Annotated in this window: 13 protein-coding genes; 8 read left to right on the forward strand and 5 right to left on the reverse strand. The window is 69.4% G+C overall.

What is annotated here, in order from left to right; genetic code table 11:
* Positions 1-155 precede the first annotated feature (155 nt).
* Positions 156-1,085 (reverse strand): LysR family transcriptional regulator, encoded by a 930-nt coding sequence (locus V5F67_RS07755; protein ID WP_394022019.1) that lies wholly within the window; start codon positions 1,083-1,085, stop codon positions 156-158.
* Between the two features lie 127 nt (positions 1,086-1,212).
* Between V5F67_RS07755 and V5F67_RS07760 the strand changes: the two genes are divergently transcribed.
* The 7 genes from V5F67_RS07760 (at position 1,213) to V5F67_RS07790 (ending at position 9,441) form a co-directional block, all read left to right on the forward strand.
* Positions 1,213-1,971: an enoyl-CoA hydratase/isomerase family protein gene (locus tag V5F67_RS07760; protein ID WP_394022018.1), complete on the forward strand. Its 759-nt coding sequence runs from the start codon at positions 1,213-1,215 to the stop codon at positions 1,969-1,971.
* On the forward strand, positions 1,968-3,584 hold the full coding sequence (locus tag V5F67_RS07765; protein WP_394022017.1) for an AMP-binding protein: 1,617 nt from the start codon (positions 1,968-1,970) through the stop codon (positions 3,582-3,584). The genes V5F67_RS07760 and V5F67_RS07765 overlap by 4 nt, the downstream gene beginning before the upstream one ends.
* Positions 3,581-4,573 carry an NAD(P)-dependent oxidoreductase gene (locus V5F67_RS07770; protein ID WP_394022016.1) on the forward strand — a complete coding sequence of 331 codons (993 nt, stop codon included), beginning with the start codon at positions 3,581-3,583 and terminating at the stop codon, positions 4,571-4,573. The genes V5F67_RS07765 and V5F67_RS07770 overlap by 4 nt, the downstream gene beginning before the upstream one ends.
* The gene (locus V5F67_RS07775; RefSeq protein WP_394022015.1) at positions 4,570-5,736 is read left to right on the forward strand and encodes a mandelate racemase/muconate lactonizing enzyme family protein; all 1,167 of its coding nucleotides are present in this window, start codon (positions 4,570-4,572) and stop codon (positions 5,734-5,736) included. Before V5F67_RS07770 ends, V5F67_RS07775 begins: the two co-directional genes overlap by 4 nt.
* A gap of 144 nt (positions 5,737-5,880) precedes the next feature.
* Positions 5,881-6,888 (forward strand): Bug family tripartite tricarboxylate transporter substrate binding protein, encoded by a 1,008-nt coding sequence (locus V5F67_RS07780; protein WP_394022014.1) that lies wholly within the window; start codon positions 5,881-5,883, stop codon positions 6,886-6,888.
* Positions 6,885-8,078 (forward strand): alpha-hydroxy acid oxidase, encoded by a 1,194-nt coding sequence (locus V5F67_RS07785; protein ID WP_394022013.1) that lies wholly within the window; start codon positions 6,885-6,887, stop codon positions 8,076-8,078. The genes V5F67_RS07780 and V5F67_RS07785 overlap by 4 nt, the downstream gene beginning before the upstream one ends.
* A gap of 37 nt (positions 8,079-8,115) precedes the next feature.
* Positions 8,116-9,441, forward strand: a complete 1,326-nt coding sequence (locus V5F67_RS07790) for a TRAP transporter substrate-binding protein (RefSeq protein WP_394022012.1) — start codon at positions 8,116-8,118, stop codon at positions 9,439-9,441.
* On the opposite strand, the gene V5F67_RS07795 is transcribed toward V5F67_RS07790, so the two are convergent.
* On the reverse strand, positions 9,428-9,658 hold the full coding sequence (locus V5F67_RS07795) for a hypothetical protein (RefSeq protein WP_394022011.1): 231 nt from the start codon (positions 9,656-9,658) through the stop codon (positions 9,428-9,430). The genes V5F67_RS07790 and V5F67_RS07795 overlap by 14 nt on opposite strands.
* A gap of 15 nt (positions 9,659-9,673) precedes the next feature.
* Here V5F67_RS07795 and V5F67_RS07800 point away from each other — a divergent pair, with 15 nt between their 5' ends.
* Entirely contained in the window at positions 9,674-12,184 is a 2,511-nt protein-coding gene (locus V5F67_RS07800; protein ID WP_394022010.1) for a bifunctional diguanylate cyclase/phosphodiesterase, read from the forward strand.
* Positions 12,185-12,602: 418 nt separating this feature from the next.
* Here the strand turns inward: V5F67_RS07800 and cas2 are convergent, their stop codons facing one another.
* From cas2 to cas9, 3 genes are read right to left on the reverse strand one after another with little or no spacing between them, the layout of a single operon-like run.
* Complete coding sequence (gene cas2, locus V5F67_RS07805; RefSeq protein WP_509210625.1) at positions 12,603-12,941, reverse strand: CRISPR-associated endonuclease Cas2; 339 nt, start codon at positions 12,939-12,941, stop codon at positions 12,603-12,605.
* Positions 12,938-13,861, reverse strand: a complete 924-nt coding sequence (gene cas1, locus V5F67_RS07810; protein ID WP_394022009.1) for a type II CRISPR-associated endonuclease Cas1 — start codon at positions 13,859-13,861, stop codon at positions 12,938-12,940. Before cas1 ends, cas2 begins: the two co-directional genes overlap by 4 nt.
* Positions 13,862-13,876: 15 nt before the next feature.
* Positions 13,877-17,113, reverse strand: a complete 3,237-nt coding sequence (gene cas9 / locus V5F67_RS07815; RefSeq protein ID WP_394022008.1) for a type II CRISPR RNA-guided endonuclease Cas9 — start codon at positions 17,111-17,113, stop codon at positions 13,877-13,879.
* Positions 17,114-17,847 lie beyond the last annotated feature (734 nt).

Consider the following 17,847-nt stretch of genomic DNA (forward strand, 5'->3'; position numbering starts at 1 on the left):
GCCATCGCCCGCCCAGCAGGCTGAAGTCGTGCAGCCGCAAGTTCATGATGAGATAAAATACAAGAATCGGTAGCGCGGGCGCCTCGACTTGAATGCGACGCGGGCGGCGGCAAGTCCGGCCTCGGCGTCTCCACCGCCGCCCGGGCTGGACCGCCCTAATGCGCCTGGTCGATGGAGGTGGGCCAGGTGCCGTCGGCCATCAGGCGGCGGCTGATCTCCCGCAGCGCCCTGGTCACCTCCTTCATGGCGAGGCTCATGGGCCGCACCGAGGTCACGCCGAGGCACAGCAGGCGCCGGATTTCCGGGCGCACGATGCGGCTCACGGACAATTCGCCCCGGCTCACCTCCTCCGCCACCGCGTAGGTGGGTAGGATGGTGTAGAGCCGGCTCCGCGCGCACACGTCCTTCATGGTGACGATGGTCTCCACCTCGATCTTGATGTCGAGCGTGATGCCGAGCCGGCGCGCGTGCTGGTCGAGGCGGATGCGCAGCTCGCTCGGCAGGCCCGGCAGCACGAAGGGCAGGCCGTCGAGGCTCTTGAAATCGATGGTCCGCGCGGCTGTCACCGGATCGCCCGCCGGCCCCACCAGGTGCATGTCGAAGCGCCCGAGCTGCTCCTCGCGGATATCCGCGCGCTTGTAGCGGTTGAGCACGGTCAGGTCGATGCGGCCGACATTGCGATATTCGTCCATCAGGCCGGAGAAGGCCTCGATCACGTGCAGGTGCACGCCGGGGGCGCTCTGGCGCAGGTGCTCGAACAGCTCGCTCACCAGCGGCCGGCCCACCGAATGCAGCACCCCGAGCTTGACGATGCCGGTGGGCACGTTGGCGGATTCCCGCGCCTCCATGGCGAGGCGCTCGGCCTGGTCGAGCAGCGCGCGCGCCTTCGGCTCCACCATCTCGCCGAGCCGCGTCAGCACCACGCCGCGCCCGGTGCGGTGGAACAGCATGCCGCCGCACTCCTCCTCCAGGATGGCGATCTGGCGGCTCAAGGCGGAGGGGGCGATCTCCAGCAGCTGGGCCGCCTTGGCGAGGCTGCCGACGCGCGCAACCGCGTTGAAATACTGCCACCGCTTCAGGTCCATGGCGCACCGGAATTCTGATTATTCGACATCTGAAATCGCAATTGTGGCACTTCACGCGCTTCCGGGCCACCGTAAGACTCGCGCCCAGAGGAAACGCCCCCAAGGGGCAGGAACGAGAAGAACGCACGTGAAGAGCACGGTGGCGGTCGAGATCGTGGAGGGGATCGCCACCCTCGCGATGGATCGGCCGGAAGCGAGCAATGCCATCGACGACGCCCTCAGGCGCGACTTCACCGCCGCCCTGCGGGCGCTGGCGGCGGATGAAGCGGTCGAGGCCGTGGTCGTCACCGGCATGGGGCGCAGCTTCTGCGCCGGCCAGGACCTGCGCGAGGCCGCCGCCATGACCGCGGCGCGGGTGCCGGAATGGCAGGCCGGGCAGCGCGCCATGTTCCAGTCCATCCGCGACCTGGAGAAGCCGTGCGTCGCCGCCATGAACGGCGCGGCGGCGGGCGCCGGCTTCCAGGTGGCGCTGTGCGCCGACATCCGCGTCGCCCATGCCGGGGTGCGCATGGGCCAGCCGGAGGTGAAGGCGGGCATCGCCAGCATCGTCGGCTCCTATCTCATGACGCTCCATCTCGGCCTGTCGAACAACGTGGAGCTGTCCCTGCGCGGCGCGCTGATCGACGGGGCGCAGGCGCAGGCGCTCGGGCTCGTGCATCAGCTGGTGCCGCCCGAGGAGGTGCTGCCCGCGGCCCGCCGCATCGCCCGCGAGATGGCCGACCTGCCGCAGCTCGCCTTCCGCCTCACCAAGCGGCGCTTCCGCGAGATGACGCAGATCGGCTTCGACGATGCCTGCGCGGCCGGCGCGCGCTACCAGGCCGAATGCTTCGCCGCCGGCGTCCCCCAGCGCGTGCTCGCCCAGCGCCTCGCGGAGCGCAAGCGATGACCGGCGCGCCGCTCCCCGCCGACCACCTGCTCCATGCCCGCATCGCCGCCCACGCGGCCGCGCAGCCGGACAAGCCGGCCATCGTCTGGTACGGGCGCACGATCACCTATGGCGCGCTTCAGCGGCTGATCGAGGGCTGCGCGGCGCTGCTGGCTCGCCTCGGCGTCGGCAAGGGCGACCGGGTGGCGCTGTTCATGCAGAACTGCCCGCAATACATCGTCGCCCATTTCGGCATCCAGCGGCTTGGCGCCGTGGTCTGCCCCTGCAGCCCGCTCTATAAGGCGCACGAGCTCGGCTACCAGCTCGCCGATTTGGAGCCGAAGGCGGTCATCGCCGCCGACGAGCTGCTCCCGGTGGTCGAGGCGGTGGCGCGCGAGACCCCGGTCGGCCACGTGCTGCTCGTGAACCATGCCGACCTGCTGCCGGAAGACCCCACCTACGCCGTCCCGGCGCAGCTGCGGGCCCCGCGCACGGTCCCGCCGGAGCAGGACTTCCTGGCGCTGATCCTGGCGCTGATCGAGGCCGAGGCGGAACCGGCCGCGGCGCCGCCGGTCTCGCCCGACGACGTGGCGATGATCATCTACACGTCGGGCACCACGGGCCGGCCCAAGGGGGCGATGATCAGCCACCGCAGCGTCGTGTTCAAAAGCGCCGGCTCGGTGGCGTTCATGGGCATGGGCGCGGACGACGTGCACCTGTCGATCCCGCCGCTCTACCACATCTCCGGCATGCTCTGCGGCTTCGACATCCCGCTGATCTCGGGCGCGACGCTGGTTCTGCACTATCGGTTCGATGCCGCCTCTGCCATGCAGTCCATCGCCCGCCACAAGGTCACCTACTGGAAGAGCATCGCCCCCATGCTGGTGGCCTGCATGGACCACGGGAGCGCGGGGTGCGACCTCTCCTCGCTGCGCATCACCACCGCCACCAGCTTCGGGGTGCGCGCGACGCCCGAGATGTCGGCGCGCTGGGCCGCCTTCACCGGCGGCTGCACGGTGAGCGAATCCGGCTACGGCATGACCGAGACCCACACCTTCGACGCCATGATGCCGCGCGACGCGGTGAAATGGGGCCCGGTGGGCACGCTCATGCCGGGGGTGAGCTGCCGCATCGTCGATCCCGCCACCGGCCGCGACGTGCCGCCGGGCGCGGAGGGCGAGATCCTGCTCAAGAGCCCCGGCAATTTCCTCGGCTACTGGCGCCAGCCGGAGAAGACGCGCGAGACCCTGCGCGACGGCTGGGTCCATACCGGCGACATCGGCACCCTCGACGCGGAGGGCTATCTCTCCTGGCTCGGGCGCTACAAGGAGCTGATCAAGGTCTCCGGCTACAGCGTCTTCCCGGAAGACGTGGAGATCATCCTCATGCGCCACCCGCAGGTGGAGCGCGCGGCGGTGCTCGGCGTGCCCCACCCCACCAAGGGCGAGGTGGTGAGCGCGGTGGTGATCCCGCGCCGGGAGGGGGCGGGGCTCACCGCCGAGGCGCTCGCCGCCTGGTGCCGGGACAACATGGCGCCCTACAAGGTGCCCCAGCGCATCGCCTTCCGCGACGCCCTGCCCATGACGGCGTCGGGCAAGGTGATCCGCGGCGCGCTGCTGAAGGAGCTGGCATGAGCGCCCGGCCGGTGGTCCTCCTCACCAATCCCATGCACCCGGAGCCGCAGGCGCGCCTTTCGGCGCTGGCGGACGTGCGCCTCGCGCCGGCCACCGACGCCGAAACGCTCGCGCGCGTGGCGCAGGACGCCGACATCATCATCGTGCGCGCGCCCCTGCCGCCGCAGGCGCTGGCCGGGGCGCGCCTGCGCGGAGCCATCCGCCACGGGGCGGGGGTCGACATGATCCCGGTCGCGGAGGCGAGCCGGCTGGGCGTCGCGGTCGCCAACGTGCCGGGCGTCAACGCGGTCTCGGTGGCGGAGTATGCGGTCGGCCAGATCATCGCCTTGACCCACCGCCTGCGCTGGATCGACGCGACGCTGCGCGCCGAGGGCTGGGCCGCCGCCCGCGCCCTCACCGACGGCACGCACGAGGTGGCGGGCCGCACCATCGGCATCGTCGGCCTCGGCGCCATCGGCCGCGAGGTGGCGCGCATCTGCCATTTCGGCCTCAACGCCCGCGTGCTCGGCGCCCGGCGCTCGGACGCGCCGATGCCCGATCACGTGGAGCCGGCCACCCTGGAGGACCTGTTCGCGCGCTCCGACGTGGTGGTGCTCGCCTGCCCGCTGAACGAGAGCACGCGCGGCCTCGTGAGCGCGGCCCTGCTGCGGCGGATGAAGGCGGGCTCCTTCCTCGTCAACGTGGCGCGCGGGCCGGTGGTGGACGAGGCGGCGCTGATCGCCGCGCTCACCGACGGGCCGCTCGCCGGCGCCGCGCTCGACGTGTTCGCGGAGCAGCCGCTGCCGGCCGCCTCGCCGCTCCTCGCCATGCCGCACGTGATCCTCTCCGCCCACCTCGCCGGCCTCACCGACGACGCCATGCGCCGCATGGGGGAGGGGGCGGTGGCGCAGGCGCTCCAGCTGCTCAGGGGCGAGCTGCCCCGCCATCTGTTCAACCCGGAGGCGGAAGCGGCCATCCGCGCCCGCCTTCAACGATTGGGACCCCTATGAAGATCAAGTCCGTCCTCGCCCGCTGGCTGCACGTGCCCATCCCCTACGAGCAGCAGCACGTCTCCGACTTCGGCCGCGTCGCCTCGTTCGACTGCGTGCTGGTGCGCATCGAGACCGCGTGCGGCCTCGTCGGCTATGGCGAGGCCAAGGAGGAGGTGGGCAGCGAGGGCAACAGCCAGGCGCTGGTGGCGCTCATCAACGAGAAGTATGCGCCCGCGCTCGTGGGCGAGGACCCGCGCGACATCTCCCGGCTCTGGGAGGTGATGTACAACGGCTGCCGCGCCCATTACGCGCTCGCCGAGGGCCATGTGTTCCCCATCCTCGGCCGGCGCGGCGTCTCGGTGTCCGCCATCAGCGGCGTCGACCTCGCGCTGTGGGACATCCTCGGCAAGAGCCTCGGCGCGCCGGTGTGGCGGCTGCTCGGCGGGCGCAAGGCGGAACGCATGCCGGCCTACGCCTCCGGAGGCTGGGCGGACGAGGCGGGCATCGGCCGCCAGCTCATGGGCTATGTGGAGCGCGGCGGCTTCAAGGCGGTGAAGATGCGGGTCGGCGTCATCGACGGCGACCCGGTGAGCTCCGCCCGCCGGGTGCGCGCCGCGCGCGAGGCGCTCGGCCCCGGCATCGGCCTCGCGTGCGATGCCCACGGCACCTACACGGTGGCGCAGGCCAAGCGCTTCTGCCGGCTGGTGGAGGACGAGAACCTGATGTGGTTCGAGGAGCCGGTGACCGCCGACGACAAGCGCGGCATGGCCGAGGTCCGGGCCTCGAGCTCGGTGCCGATCGCGGCGGGGGAGAGCGAGTTCAACCGCTTCGACTTCCGCGACCTCGCCGAGCTTCGGGCGGCGGACGTATTCCAGCCCGACCTCGCCATCTGCGGCGGCATCACCGAGGCCATGCGCATCGGCGCCATCGCCTCCGCCTTCAACCTGCGCCTCGCCCCGCATCTGTGGACCGGCGCCCTCGCCTTCGCCGCCGGGCTCCACGTCTCCGCCGCCTCGCCGGCGGGGTGGATCCTCGAATACTCGCTCGGCGCCAATCCGCTGCTGCACGAGCTGGCCGAGGAGACCTTCACGGTGGTGGACGGGATGCTGGATATTCCCGACCGCCCCGGCCTCGGCGTGACCGTGAGCGAGGCGTTCGCCCAGCGCCACGCCATCGCCTGATCCGGACCAGGACCGGATTAGGCGGGATTCGGCGGGAACGGGCGGGATTTCCCGGGATTTGCACCCGGACTCCAGCCCAAATCCAGGACCAGTCCAGGACCAAGACCAAGAACGAAAAATACACGGAAACACAAGGAGATGGAAATGATAGAACGCCAACAGACCCGGCCCTGGCTGCGCCGGACCGTCCTCGCCCTTCCCCTCGCCTTGCTCGGCGCCGCCACGCTTTTTTCCACCCCGGCGGCGGCGCAGACGGCGTATCCGGAAAAGCCGATCCGCATCATCGTCCCGTTCTCCGCCGGCGGTGCCAGCGACACGCTCGCCCGCCTGGTCGGCCAGAAGATGCAGGAGGCCTGGGGCCAGCCGGTGGTGGTGGAGAACAAGCCCGGCGCCGGCGGCAATATCGGCGCCGACTTCGTCGCCAAGTCCGATCCCGACGGCTACACGCTGCTCCTGGCGGCAGCCGGCTTCATGTCGGTCAACCCGTGGGTCTATCCGAACCTGCCCTACAATCCGGCCGAGTTCACGCCGCTGACGCTGCTGGTGAAGGCGCCCCTGCTGCTGGTGGTGAATCCCAACCTGCCGGTCAAGGACATCAAGGAGTTCGTGGCCTATGTGAGGGCCAATCCCGGCAAGGTGAATGTCGGCAACGGCGGCAACGGCACGGCCCAGCACATGGGCGGCGTCTATCTCGCCGGCGAGGCCGACCTGAACGTGGCGCACGTGCCCTACAAGGGATCGGCGCCGGCCACCACCGACCTGCTCGCCGGCGTCACCGACGCGCAGTTCGACAACATGGTCACGCTCGTGCCCTACGTGAAGCAGGGCAAGATCAAGGCCCTTGCGGTCTCCTCCAAGGCGCGCTCGGGCGCGCTGCCGGACGTGCCCACCATCGCCGAGACCATCCTGCCGGGCTTCGAGACCGGCACCTGGTATGGCATCGTCGGCCCGGCGGGCATCCCAGCGCCGGTGGCGGACAAGATCTCCGCCGAGCTGCGCCGCATCGTCGCCATGCCGGAGGTGAAGGAGAAGCTCGCCGGCATGGGCCTGGAGTCCGACGGCATGAGCGGCGCCCAGTACGGCGCCTTCATCAAGTCCGAGCTCGCCAAGTACGAGAAGATCGTCAAGGCCTCCGGCTTGAAGATCCAGTGACGGCCGCGTCCGGCGCGGCGCGGGAGCGGGCGCTCGGCCGCTTCCTGAGCGTCGCCGACTTCGAGCGGGAGGCGGCGCGCCGCCTTCCGCGCCTCGTCCACGCCTTCGTGTCGGGCGGGGTCGAGGACGAGGTGACGCTGCGCGCCAACCGCGCCGCGTTCGAGCGCCTGATGCTGCGCCCGCGCGGCTTCGCGGGCGTGTCGGACATCCGCCAGGAGGTGGAGCTGTGGGGGCGGTGCTACGCTTCCCCCATCGGCATCGCGCCCATGGGCGTCACCGCCATCTGCCGCCGCGACTGCGACCTGGAGCTGGCCCGCGCCGCCCGCGCCGCCGGCATCCCTTTCATCCTGAGCGGGGTTTCCACCTATCCGCTGGAGGAGCTGGAGCGTCAGGCGCCCGGCACCTGGTATCAAGGCTATCTTCCCGGCGATACCGACCGGCTCGGCCGCATCCTGGGGCGGCTGGAGCGGGCCGGCATCGACGTGCTGGTGGTCACCTGCGACACCCCGGTGGCGGGCAACCGCGAGAACAACATCAGGAACGGCTTCGCCATTCCGTTCCGGCCCTCCCTGAGGCTGGCGCTCGACGGCCTCGCCCATCCGCGCTGGCTGGTGGAGGTCCTCGCGCGCACGCTCGTCACGTCCGGCGTGCCACGCTTCGCCAACCTCTACGAGGAGATGGGGCCAGCCATCACGAGCGAGCCGAAGCAGGGGTTCCGCGGCGGCCGCGACCTCTTCACCTGGGAGCATATGAGCTGGATCCGCGAGCGCTGGCCGGGTCGGCTGGCGGTGAAGGGGGTGCTCCACCCCGCCGATGCCCGCGAGGCGGCGGCCCGCGGCATGGACGCGATCATCGTCTCCAACCATGGCGGCCGCCAGCTGGACGGCGCGCTGCCCTCGATCCTGGCCCTGGGGGATGTCGTGAAGGCGGTGCCGGACGGCTTCCCGGTGATGATCGACAGCGGCTTCAGGCGCGGCTCGGACGTGCTGAAGGCGGTCGCCCTGGGCGCGCGGCTGGTGTTCATGGGCCGCCCCTTCCTCTATGGCGCCGCGGTCGGCGGCGAGGCGGGCGCGCTGCGGGTCTGCGACATCCTGAAGGCGGAGATCGCCCGCAACCTTGCTCTGCTTGGGGTGCCGGACCTGCGGTGCCTCGACGAGGGCACCCTCGTGCCCATGCCGCCTCGGGCCTGAGCGGGGCCGGAGGCCGGCGCCGGCGCCGACGGGCACCATGCCTGCGTCCACCGCGAAGCCATCGTATGCCCTCGTGCATCATCGACCGGACGCATTTCGGCTCGGGGGCGCTTGCGCCGGACCGTTGACTACCGGCAATCTGCATGCCGGGATGTCGCGGCTGGCGACCGAGAGCGGCGTTTCGGTCCTGCCAGGCAAGCGCGTTCAGGTGGCAAGCGCGTTCAGGTGGAATGTCGAAGAGTCCGTCATGTTGAGTCCTGTGGCCAGGGCGGGAGGAAAAGGTGCGCGCGACCCGTCGCGGCGCTCCGCTCGGTCGATCGCGTCGCTGATGGGGATCGTCGCCGTCCTCGCCGGCACCGCGGCCCGGGGCGAGGCGCCGGCCGGAGAGACCATCCGGCTGCAGATCGTCGGCGGCCTCGCGCGGGTGACGCAGTTCACCGACTTCGAGCAGCCGTTCTGGAAGAAGGAGATCACCGCGCGCTCCGGCGGACGCATCGTCGCCGACATCACGCCGCTCGACGGCGGCGGCCTGCGCGGGCAAGAGATGCTCCAGCTCATGCGGCTCGGCGTGGTGCCCTTCGGCAGCGCGCTGCTGTCCGTGGTCGCCGGCGACGAGCCCGAGCTCAACGCGGTCGATCTTCCGGTCCTGAGCCCCGACATGGCGACGCTGCGCCGCTCGGTGGCGGCCTACCGGGGGCATCTCGCGAAGGTGCTGCGCGAGCGTTACGACATTGAGCTGCTCGGCCTCTATGTCTATCCGGCGCAGGTGCTGTTCTGCAAAGCGCCGTTCGCCAGCCTCGACGACATGAAGGGGCGCCGGATCCGCACCTCTTCGGTCGGGCAGTCTGACTTGATGACGGCGCTGGGCGCCATGCCGGTCGTCATGCCCTTCGCCGAAACGGTCACGGCACTGCGCGACGACGTGGTGGACTGCGTGGTGACCGGAACGCTCAGCGGCTACGAGATTGGCCTGCCGGACGTGACCACCCACGTCCACGCCATGGCGATCAGCTGGGGGCTGTCCTTCTTCGGCGCCAACGTCTCGGCATGGCAGGCGCTTCCGGAGGATGCGCGGGACACCATCCGGACCGGGGTCGGCGATCTTGAGCGCCGCATCTGGGAGCAGGCGGAGGCCGATACCGGCCGCGGCCTCGCCTGCAATGTTGGCACGGCGGCGTGCGCCGGGAAGCCGGCGCGGCCGATGACCCTGGTACCCACATCGCCTGCGGATGAAGTCCGCCGGCGCCGCCTGCTCCAGGACTTCGTGCTGCCACGGTGGGTGGATCGCTGTGGTGCCGCTTGCGCGGACGCCTGGAATGCCTACCTTGCCAAGGTGCATTCAATAGTCGTCAAGTCCGAGTAAATTTGCGTTCCTCGTTCGATGGCGTGCGATGATCTGGCACCGCCTCAAGTTGGCTGTTGTCGCGGGCACAGTCCTGATCCTGGCCATTCTCGGCGCCGGGACTGCGGTTCTTATCGCGCGTGGCGAGGATGCCGCGCGCCGCGCAGCTGAAGCTTCGCTGGAGCGCTCGGCACACGCGGTCGAGAATGCGCTCAACCGTCAGCTGCTCCAGGTCCATGGCGCGCTCGCCAGCTTGCCGACCCTGCTCTCCGTGGCCAAGGCCTCGCCCCAGAGCCCGGTTGCCGCGGACCTGCTGCGGGGGCTCAACTTCCAGACGCTGGCGTTCCGAGACTTGATGCTGGTTGCGGCCGACGGCACCATCCTTGCCTCGGCGCGCGCACGGGGCGGGAGGCGTGCGCTGCCCTTCTCCGGACAGCTGCGCGGGCGGGAGGCCGCGGCGCTGGTCGGCCCCGTGCGCAACCCCATAACCGGGGACTGGTCGATCTACGTGGTGCGCGCGGTTCCCGGCGCGACCGGCGTGTTCGCCGTTGCCGAGGTTCCGATCCCCACCTTGATGAAGCTTCTGGCGGAGACCGGGCTCGACCCCGGCGTGCGCATCCAGATCGAGCGGCCGAATGGCCAGCTCGTCGGCTCGCTCCCGCACGACGAGGTCGAGACCGGCGTCGCCCGCAGTGGCGCGCTCGGCATGCGGGAGCCGGACGGCACGGCATTCATCGCCCAAGCGCCGGATGGCGGGGAATGGCTTGCGGTCGTGCGCGCCTCGCTGCACGGCGACCTCAGGGTCGTGCTGACGACCCGTCTCAAGGCGGTGCTCGCGCCATGGCGTCGCGACAGCGCGCGGGTGGCGGCTGCATCCGCCGTCGGCGGCCTGCTGATCGCAGCCTTCGCCGGCGCGCTGGTCCTGGCGCTGCGGCAGCGCGAGCGGGCCGAGGAGGAGCGTGCCCGCTCGGCAGCCGTGCTGGCGAACGCGGTCGAGGCCATGTCGGACGGGTTCGCCATGTGGGACCAGAACGACCGCCTTGTCACCTGCAACCAGCGCTATCGCGATCTCTTCTCGCGCCTCTCCCCTTTCCTGGTGCCGGGCGAGCGCTTCGAGGACATCCTGCGCAAGGGCATCGAGGTCGGCCAGTATCCCGAGGCCGCGACCGACGTGGAGGCCTTCGTCGCCGAACGCCTCCATTGGCATCGTGGCGGCAGCGGCGGGATCGAGCGCCTGCTGCCGGATGGCCGCTGGGTGCTGATGACCGAGCGACTGACGGCCGACGGCGGCATCGTCGGCATCCGCACCGACATCACCGATCTCAAGACGGCGCTCGCCGAGCTGGCGGAGGCCAATGCCAGGGCCACCGAGGCGGCGGCGGAGGCGCGCCGCCAGAACATCGCGCTCAGGGAGCGCGAAAGCCGCATCCGTTTCCTGGCCCATCATGACGACCTCACCGGCCTGCCCAACCGCATCCTGTTCCGCGAGCGCGTCGCGGAGGCCCTGGACACGGCCTTCGATCAGGGCGGGCAGCTGGCGCTCCTCTATCTCGACCTCGATCGCTTCAAGGATGTGAACGACACGCTCGGCCATCCGGCAGGGGACGCGCTGTTGCGCGCGGCGGCCGAGCGGCTCACCGCATGCGTCGCCTCTCCGGAGCTGGTCGCCCGGCTCAGCGGCGACGAGTTCGCCGTCATCAGCCTCGCCGCCCGCCAGCCGCAGGCGGCCGAGGAATTGAGCCGCCGCATCATCGCGGTTCTGGCCGAGCCCTATGCGGTGCTGGGGCACGCCATCTCCATCAGCGTGAGCGTCGGCATCTCGGTGGCGCCCGGCGCGGGCACGGACGCCGACACGCTTCTGAAGCACGCCGATCTCGCCTTGTACCAGGCGAAGGCCCGCGGCCGCGGCACGCTGTGCGTCTTCGCGGCGGAAATGGACATTCATCTGCGCGCCCGGCTGGAGATGGAGCTGGACCTCAGCCAGGCGCTCGCCAAGGGTCAGCTGGAGCTGGCCTACCAGCCGATCTTCACGGTTGCGTCGGGCCGGCTGTGCGGCTTCGAGGCGCTCCTGCGCTGGAACCATCCGCGCCGCGGCCTGATCGATCCGGCGTTCTTCGTGCCGCTTGCCGAGGAATCACGGGCCATCGTCGAGATCGGCGCCTGGGCGATGCGCGGCGCCATGGCCGATGCCGCGAAGCTCCCTGACCATCTGCGGCTCGCCATCAACCTCTCGCCGATCCAGATCGGCTTCGGCAACATCGTCGAGACGGTGCGCGACGCGCTGCGCGAAAGCGGCGTCGCGCCGGGACGGATCGAGCTGGAGATCACGGAAACCGCGCTGTTCGCCAACGACCAGCCCATTCTCGATATTCTCCTCGGCCTGCGGGAGAGCGGGGTGCGGATCGTGCTGGACGATTTCGGCACCGGCTATTCGAGCCTCGCGCGCCTGCGTCTGCTGCCGCTCGACAAGATCAAGATCGACCGCTCGTTCGTCCACGACGCCGGCGCGCAATCCTCCGGCGAGGCCATCATCGAGGCGATCGCGGCGCTCGCCAGCCGGCTCGGCATGGCCACGACGGCCGAGGGCATCGAGACGCCGGAGCAGTGGGACATGGTGCGCCGGGCGCGCTGCACGGAGGCCCAGGGCTTCCTGCTGGGCAAGCCCTGCTCCCCGCGCGAGGCGGCGGCGCTGGCGAGCGCGGCCGGTGCGTGGCCGGCCAATGGCGGATGCGCGCCGGCGGGATCCTCCTGGCAAGATGCCTGAACTTTGGCGCCCGGGCGAGGTTCCGAATCTGCGCTTGAACGCCCGGTTGCCGCTGGACCGCGATCTCTGAGCGGCTATTCTTCAGGCGCGTCGCGCTAGAGCCAGCATTGAGTTGCCGCTGGACCGCGATCTCTGAGCGGCTATTCTGGCGGCGCAGCAGGTGTTGTGCCGTCTTGCGTTGCCGCTGGACCGCGATCTCTGAGCGGTTATTCTCGACGGCACGCTGCGCATGATCGTGGGTGAGTTGCCGCTGGACCGCGATCTCTGAGCGGCTATTCTCGAGAACGGCGGCGCATAGGCGGTCGCCTGGTTGCCGCTGGACCGCGATCTCTGAGCGGCTATTCTAGACGAGCGGCTATCCCATTGAAAAAAATTGGGGTAGCCGCTCTTCCCCTTCGCTGGAAAATCCTGGGAGAACTCAGAACAGGGCCAGCTGATCCGGATTTTTCTGCCGGCGTTTGCGGCGCTGGCCGGAGAAGCGGACGATGTTCTCATACTGCTTGTCCGTGAACGTGAGCACATGGACGTCCCCGCGGTCCGGCAGCCGCTGCTCGATGCGGCGCATATAGGCCTCGAACTGCTCCTTGCCGTTGCAGAAGCGCGCATAGACAGAAAACTGGCTCTTCTCAAAGCCCTCGTCCAGCAGAAAGGCGCGGAACTTCGTCGCCGCGTGCGCTTGTGCCTTGGTCGCGACGGGCAGGTCGAACATGACGAATATCCACATCAGTCGATACCCACTCAGCTGGCTGGCCGTCATGGAAGGATCGCCTCTATCCCCGCCAGTTCGAGCGGCGAGGGCGGCCGCGGCAACACAAGCTCGCTGGACTTGCCGGTTTCAAAGCACCGCGCCAGGGACTGCGCGGCGCGGGTCGCCGCCATGGTGACGGTGGTGACACCGTCCGCGCCGGGCAGATCGATCGCGATCAGAGCGGCGAATGCGCGCTTCGCATCCGGTGTCACCTCTTCGCAGCCGCGTGCGCGCAATCTCAGCGCAAGCACGTCCACCAAGGGCCGCAACGGCTCGATGAGATCGTCCGCGAGCGCGAAAGCGTTGCCGCGATTGGCGTGGTGGACGCCGATGGAGGGATGCAGTCCGGCCGCCACGACGGCGCGGGCACACAACGAGCGCAGCACCGTGTAGCCGTAGTTCAACAGGCCGTTCATGCCGCCGGCATCGCGGTCACGGCGAAAATCCTCGCCCATCATCAAGGGCCAATAGCGCCGTGCCGCCTGCGCTTCCACATTGTCCGGATCGCCGGAACGCACGCGACGGGCCAGCAGGTCGAAGGCTTCGGCCGGCTGGCCGCGCGCCGTGAGCGCCGTCGCCTGCCAGCGGATCTTCGCGATGACGATCTGCCGCCAGATCTGCTTGGCCAGCGGCTGGCCTGCCGCCCATTGCGCGCGAATGCGGCCGTTCCGCCCATGATGCCCGTCGAGCGGCAGGCACACGGCGACGGGAGAATGGTTGCTTCCGCACAGCACCATGGGCGCTCCCCGCGTGGCAAGCGCGGCGATGAGGCTGGTGGTCCAGGTGACCCCGTGGGCGTGGACGATCACCGCAAGGATATCGTCGAGCGCGATGCGGCCGACCTCCCCGCCGCCCTCGCTCACCACGAGGAAGCCGCGATGGGCCGAGAGGTGTCTCCCGTCGGTCGCGATGTCGACAATGCGCTCCATCGCGACCCTCCCCGCCTATTTCGCCGCCACGGGGGTGGATATTGTCCGGCGCACGGCCGTGCGGGCGGGGAAGCCGGGGTCGAGGACCCGGCCGAGCTCATCGACGCGAACCTGGCGGGCCCTCCAGGATTTGAGCGTGGAAGGAGAGGGATACAGATAGTTGAAGGGATCGTCCCTGTCCGCCGCGCGCGCCTTCAGCGCCCCGCTCTGGTGCGGCTCCGCCAAAGCCAGCTGCTTCTCCGAAAACTTCACCACCCGGACCAGCGCGCGGGCGCCGTCGCGCTCCACCGCCAGCGTGTCATCCCGGTGGAGCGAGAGCACCTTTTTCGCGATCGGATTCTCGCGGCGCACCGCGGACGTCCAGCCCGGCTGATGCGCGTCGAACATGGATACCACTTCCGACACCCATCGCCCGTCCTTCAGCTCCCAGACGTCATAGCGATAGTTCGAGTCGCCCTTGTAGCCTTTGTAGGCGTGCCCCGCCTTGTCGCGGATGGGAATGACCGACAGCGGCTCGATGATCCGCACCCGGCGCATGCCGCGGAACGCAAGCGGCCCCAGTTCCGGAAACTTCAGCAAGCGCGCTTCGAAGGGCTTTCCGTCCAGGTCCTTCGTCCAGTCGAGCAGCGCGGCCCTCAACTCTTCATCGCGCACCTGCTCGATGTCGGCGCGCTTCTTCAGCGCTGACAACGGAACGCGATGAACGACCAGGTCGTTGCCGCGCGCATCCTTGGCGCCGGTCAAGCCATAGGCGGTGTCGTTGTGAAGGCGTCCGGCGGTGGCGTCGCGGCCTTTCGGACGCCCGGCCTTGGACGCCGTGCCGTGGTCCGGGCGGTGGCTGACGACGATGTCCCGCACCTTGGCCTCCAGATCCTCGCGGAAGCCCTCCCATGGCTCGGGGAGGTCGGCGGTCATGCGGTTGGCGGCCTCGTGCCCCCGCCGGCCGGCCTCGTGGGCGATGCGCTGGAGCAGCGCGCGGTCGGTCACGGCGATCACCGCCGCGTCAATGGCGTGGTGCCGATGGTCCTTGCGGTTCTTCGGCTGCTCCGCGCCGAGATTGTGGTCGGAAAGCAAGCTGTTCAGGCCCCAGCTCCGGCGCAGCATCTCGGTGAGCCGGCCGGGCGAGACCCAGACGTGGCTGCTGCCTTCGCCCTCCCCGGGATAGAGCGCGGACAGGTATTCGCGCGCGAGGCGCGAAAGGTGCTGCGTGTCCACGAGCTGGCGGTCGAGGAAGCCCCCCTTGTCGTCGAACCGCTCCATCGCGTCGGGCTCGAAGCGCCAGCGCTTTTCCCTGGGCAGGCGCGCGGCGCGGGCGGCGATCTCCGCCCACTCGGCAGTGTGGCCGAAGGCTTCATAGGGCGAGCGCTTGCGCTTGGCGCGGTTGGCCTCGCGCATGCAAAGCAGGCGGTTGGCGTTTGAATCGTCCAGCGTCTCGCTGAAGGGAAGGATATGGTCCACTTCCACCTCGCCGGAGAACAGCATCCCGACGGAAATCTGCCTGCCGGTGTAGACGCAGCGGCGGTCCAGCGCGTTCTCGAGGTTCAGCTCCTCCCAGAGCTTCAGCAGGGCCCGGTTTGCCCCCTTGTCGGTCTGACCGATCTCGGTGAGCTTCTCCGAGCGCTTGATCGCCGCGTCCCGGTTCTGCCGGTTGCGGGCATTGACCTCCTTCTTGCGCTCATCGTCGAGCTTCAGCTCGCGCGCCAGCTCGATGGCGATTTCCGCCGGCGGCCCGAAGCGCTTGATGAGCGCGTTGACGGTGCGGCGGAGCTGGTTCAGCCCGATATGGACGGTGGGGTTCGTCAGCCGGCCGACGCGCATCTCCTCGGGGTCGCCGGGGTTGCCGGTGCCGGGCATGATGTGCCGTTCGAGCACGGAGCCGTAATAGGGAAGCTCCTGCAGCACCTCTCCGGTCCGGAAATCCGAATGGTGCCCGAGCCCTGCCTTCTCCACCGCCGCGCTATAGACGATCACCTCCGCCTTCAGCGCCGCGATGAGGCGCATGGTGGCATCCGCGCCGAACCGACCGAAGCCTTCCGGCAGCCGGGCGTTGGCGGTGGCTGCCGCCTGCTCGGCCGTGAGCCCGTGCTCGCTCTGGAGCCAGGCGATGAGCGCATCGGTATCCGCCTCGCTCTCCTGGTTCCGGATGCGCGCGATGATGGACCATTGCGCATCCGGTGAAAGGGCGAGCCAGCCTTTGCCGAAGCGCTTCCTGTCGGAGAGTTCGGCGGTGACCTCGTCGCCCTTCAGGTCCTTGCGGTTCTCGCTCTCCTTGTTGAAGCGCGCGTCGGGATCGAGCTTCAGCACCTTGCGCAGGCTCTCGAAGCTGACGGCCTTCTTGTCCCGCAGCTTCAGGAGGAGCGCGTCGCGCTGCTCCAGCGTCAGAGGCTGCGCCGCGGCGCCGGCCTGGACGATGCGTAGCGCGTTCACCTCCTCCAGCAGGCGTCGGCGCTGGAACAGCGGGTGCGCCTTGGGCAGGCGGGGCTCGCCGCTGCCGAAGGTGCAGGTGCCGATCTTGGGCTGCTTCAGCGGGCGCTGGTGGAAGATCACCTCGAACAGGCGCCCGCGCGTCTCTTGCGTGAGCGCGTGGGGATGATGGGGCGCCTGAGCGTCCCAGATGGCGGCGAACTCGTCCTCCAGCATCCTGCGGTCGGGGTAGAAATCGTAGCCCTCGGCGCTTTCCGAACGCAGCCGGGCGCGTACCGAGGGAATGGCGCTCGGGCCGGTGGCTGCGGCACGCAGACCGTGCAGGTATTCACCCAGCGTGGCGGCGCCCGCAGCGGCCATTCGTTCGTGGAGCCGATTCACGCCGATCTTGATCTTGCCGTCCTCGCTTTCCTTGCCGCGATCGGCCTTTCGATTGGACTTGAAGCCTCTGCGCTGGTTCAGGTGGAACAGGGCGCGCCCCACATGGTGCAGCGGCAGGGCCTCATGCAGGGCGCGCGCCCGGAGCTCGAACGGATCGAGACCGGCGAGCGCGGCTCGCGCCTCCGCGTCGGCCGGGAACAGGCCTGCGCGCGCGAGATGTTTGAGGAGCGCTTCTTGCCGGCGCGTGAAGCGATCACGCCGTCGGCTCATGGCGCGGGCGTTGCGGCGGTCGACGGCGAGAGAAGCGCCGGATTTCGCGTCACGGCCGTCGGAAAAGATGCGCGAGCCAGCCGCCAGGATATGAAGGGGTCGGTCCTCCGCATCCAGTTCGATGGCAACCCATCCCAGCGAATTCGTCCCTTGATCTGCTCCAAGGCGCCAGCGCATGCTGCCCTCATGGCGATTGGTTTTTCAGATTGCACTATGGGCGTGATTGCCCGGCAACGGAGTTCGGTTATTCATCTTATAAGGGTGTCTAAGGAATTTACAATCTAAAGATTGCGCGGTAACGTGCTCCGGGGTCGAGCCGGGGTCCACACCCGGCTGCTGCGGAGGTCCACACTTGGCAGCTTGGAGGCGCGCTCCGTGCCCTCTAGACATCGAAGGAGAAGGGCTTCTCCTGCCGCCAAAGGGTGTCTAGTTGCCGCTTGACGGGATTGTGTGATCGCGCGAAAGTTGCGGTCTTAGAGATCGTGGTCTGGCGGTTAACAAGCAGCCAGTCTGCACCAGATAAGGGCGGCGCTCCGGCGTCGCCTTTTTTCTTTGCCTTTCTTCGCCAGCTGTTTTTCACCGGGCGTGCCTCGGAATGAGCCGCCGCGGATTGCCGCGACTGTTGATGTGAGCCAGACGCCCCGTTCCTGCCCGGTGAGCAGAGCATAGAGGCATGCCTCGGCTGCGGCCGGCGGGTTGATGTTGCCGAGGGGCGTGCTCCCCATTTTCCCGGGTCATAAGTTAGGCCCGGCTGGGTTTTGGTCCTCGTGGGACTGGCGGCGAACATCGATGGGGACAGGCTACCGAGGCTCGCACGGCTGCAGCGCTACGCCGCGGCGGCGGGTGAGCAGCGCAACATAGTCCAAGGCCCGCTCGGCCATGAAGTTCGGTGCGCCGCCTTTTGGTGTGTC

The sequence above is a fragment of the Xanthobacter pseudotagetidis genome, from assembly GCF_043194795.2.
In the GTDB taxonomy this organism is placed as follows: Bacteria; Pseudomonadota; Alphaproteobacteria; order Rhizobiales; family Xanthobacteraceae; genus Xanthobacter; species Xanthobacter tagetidis_A.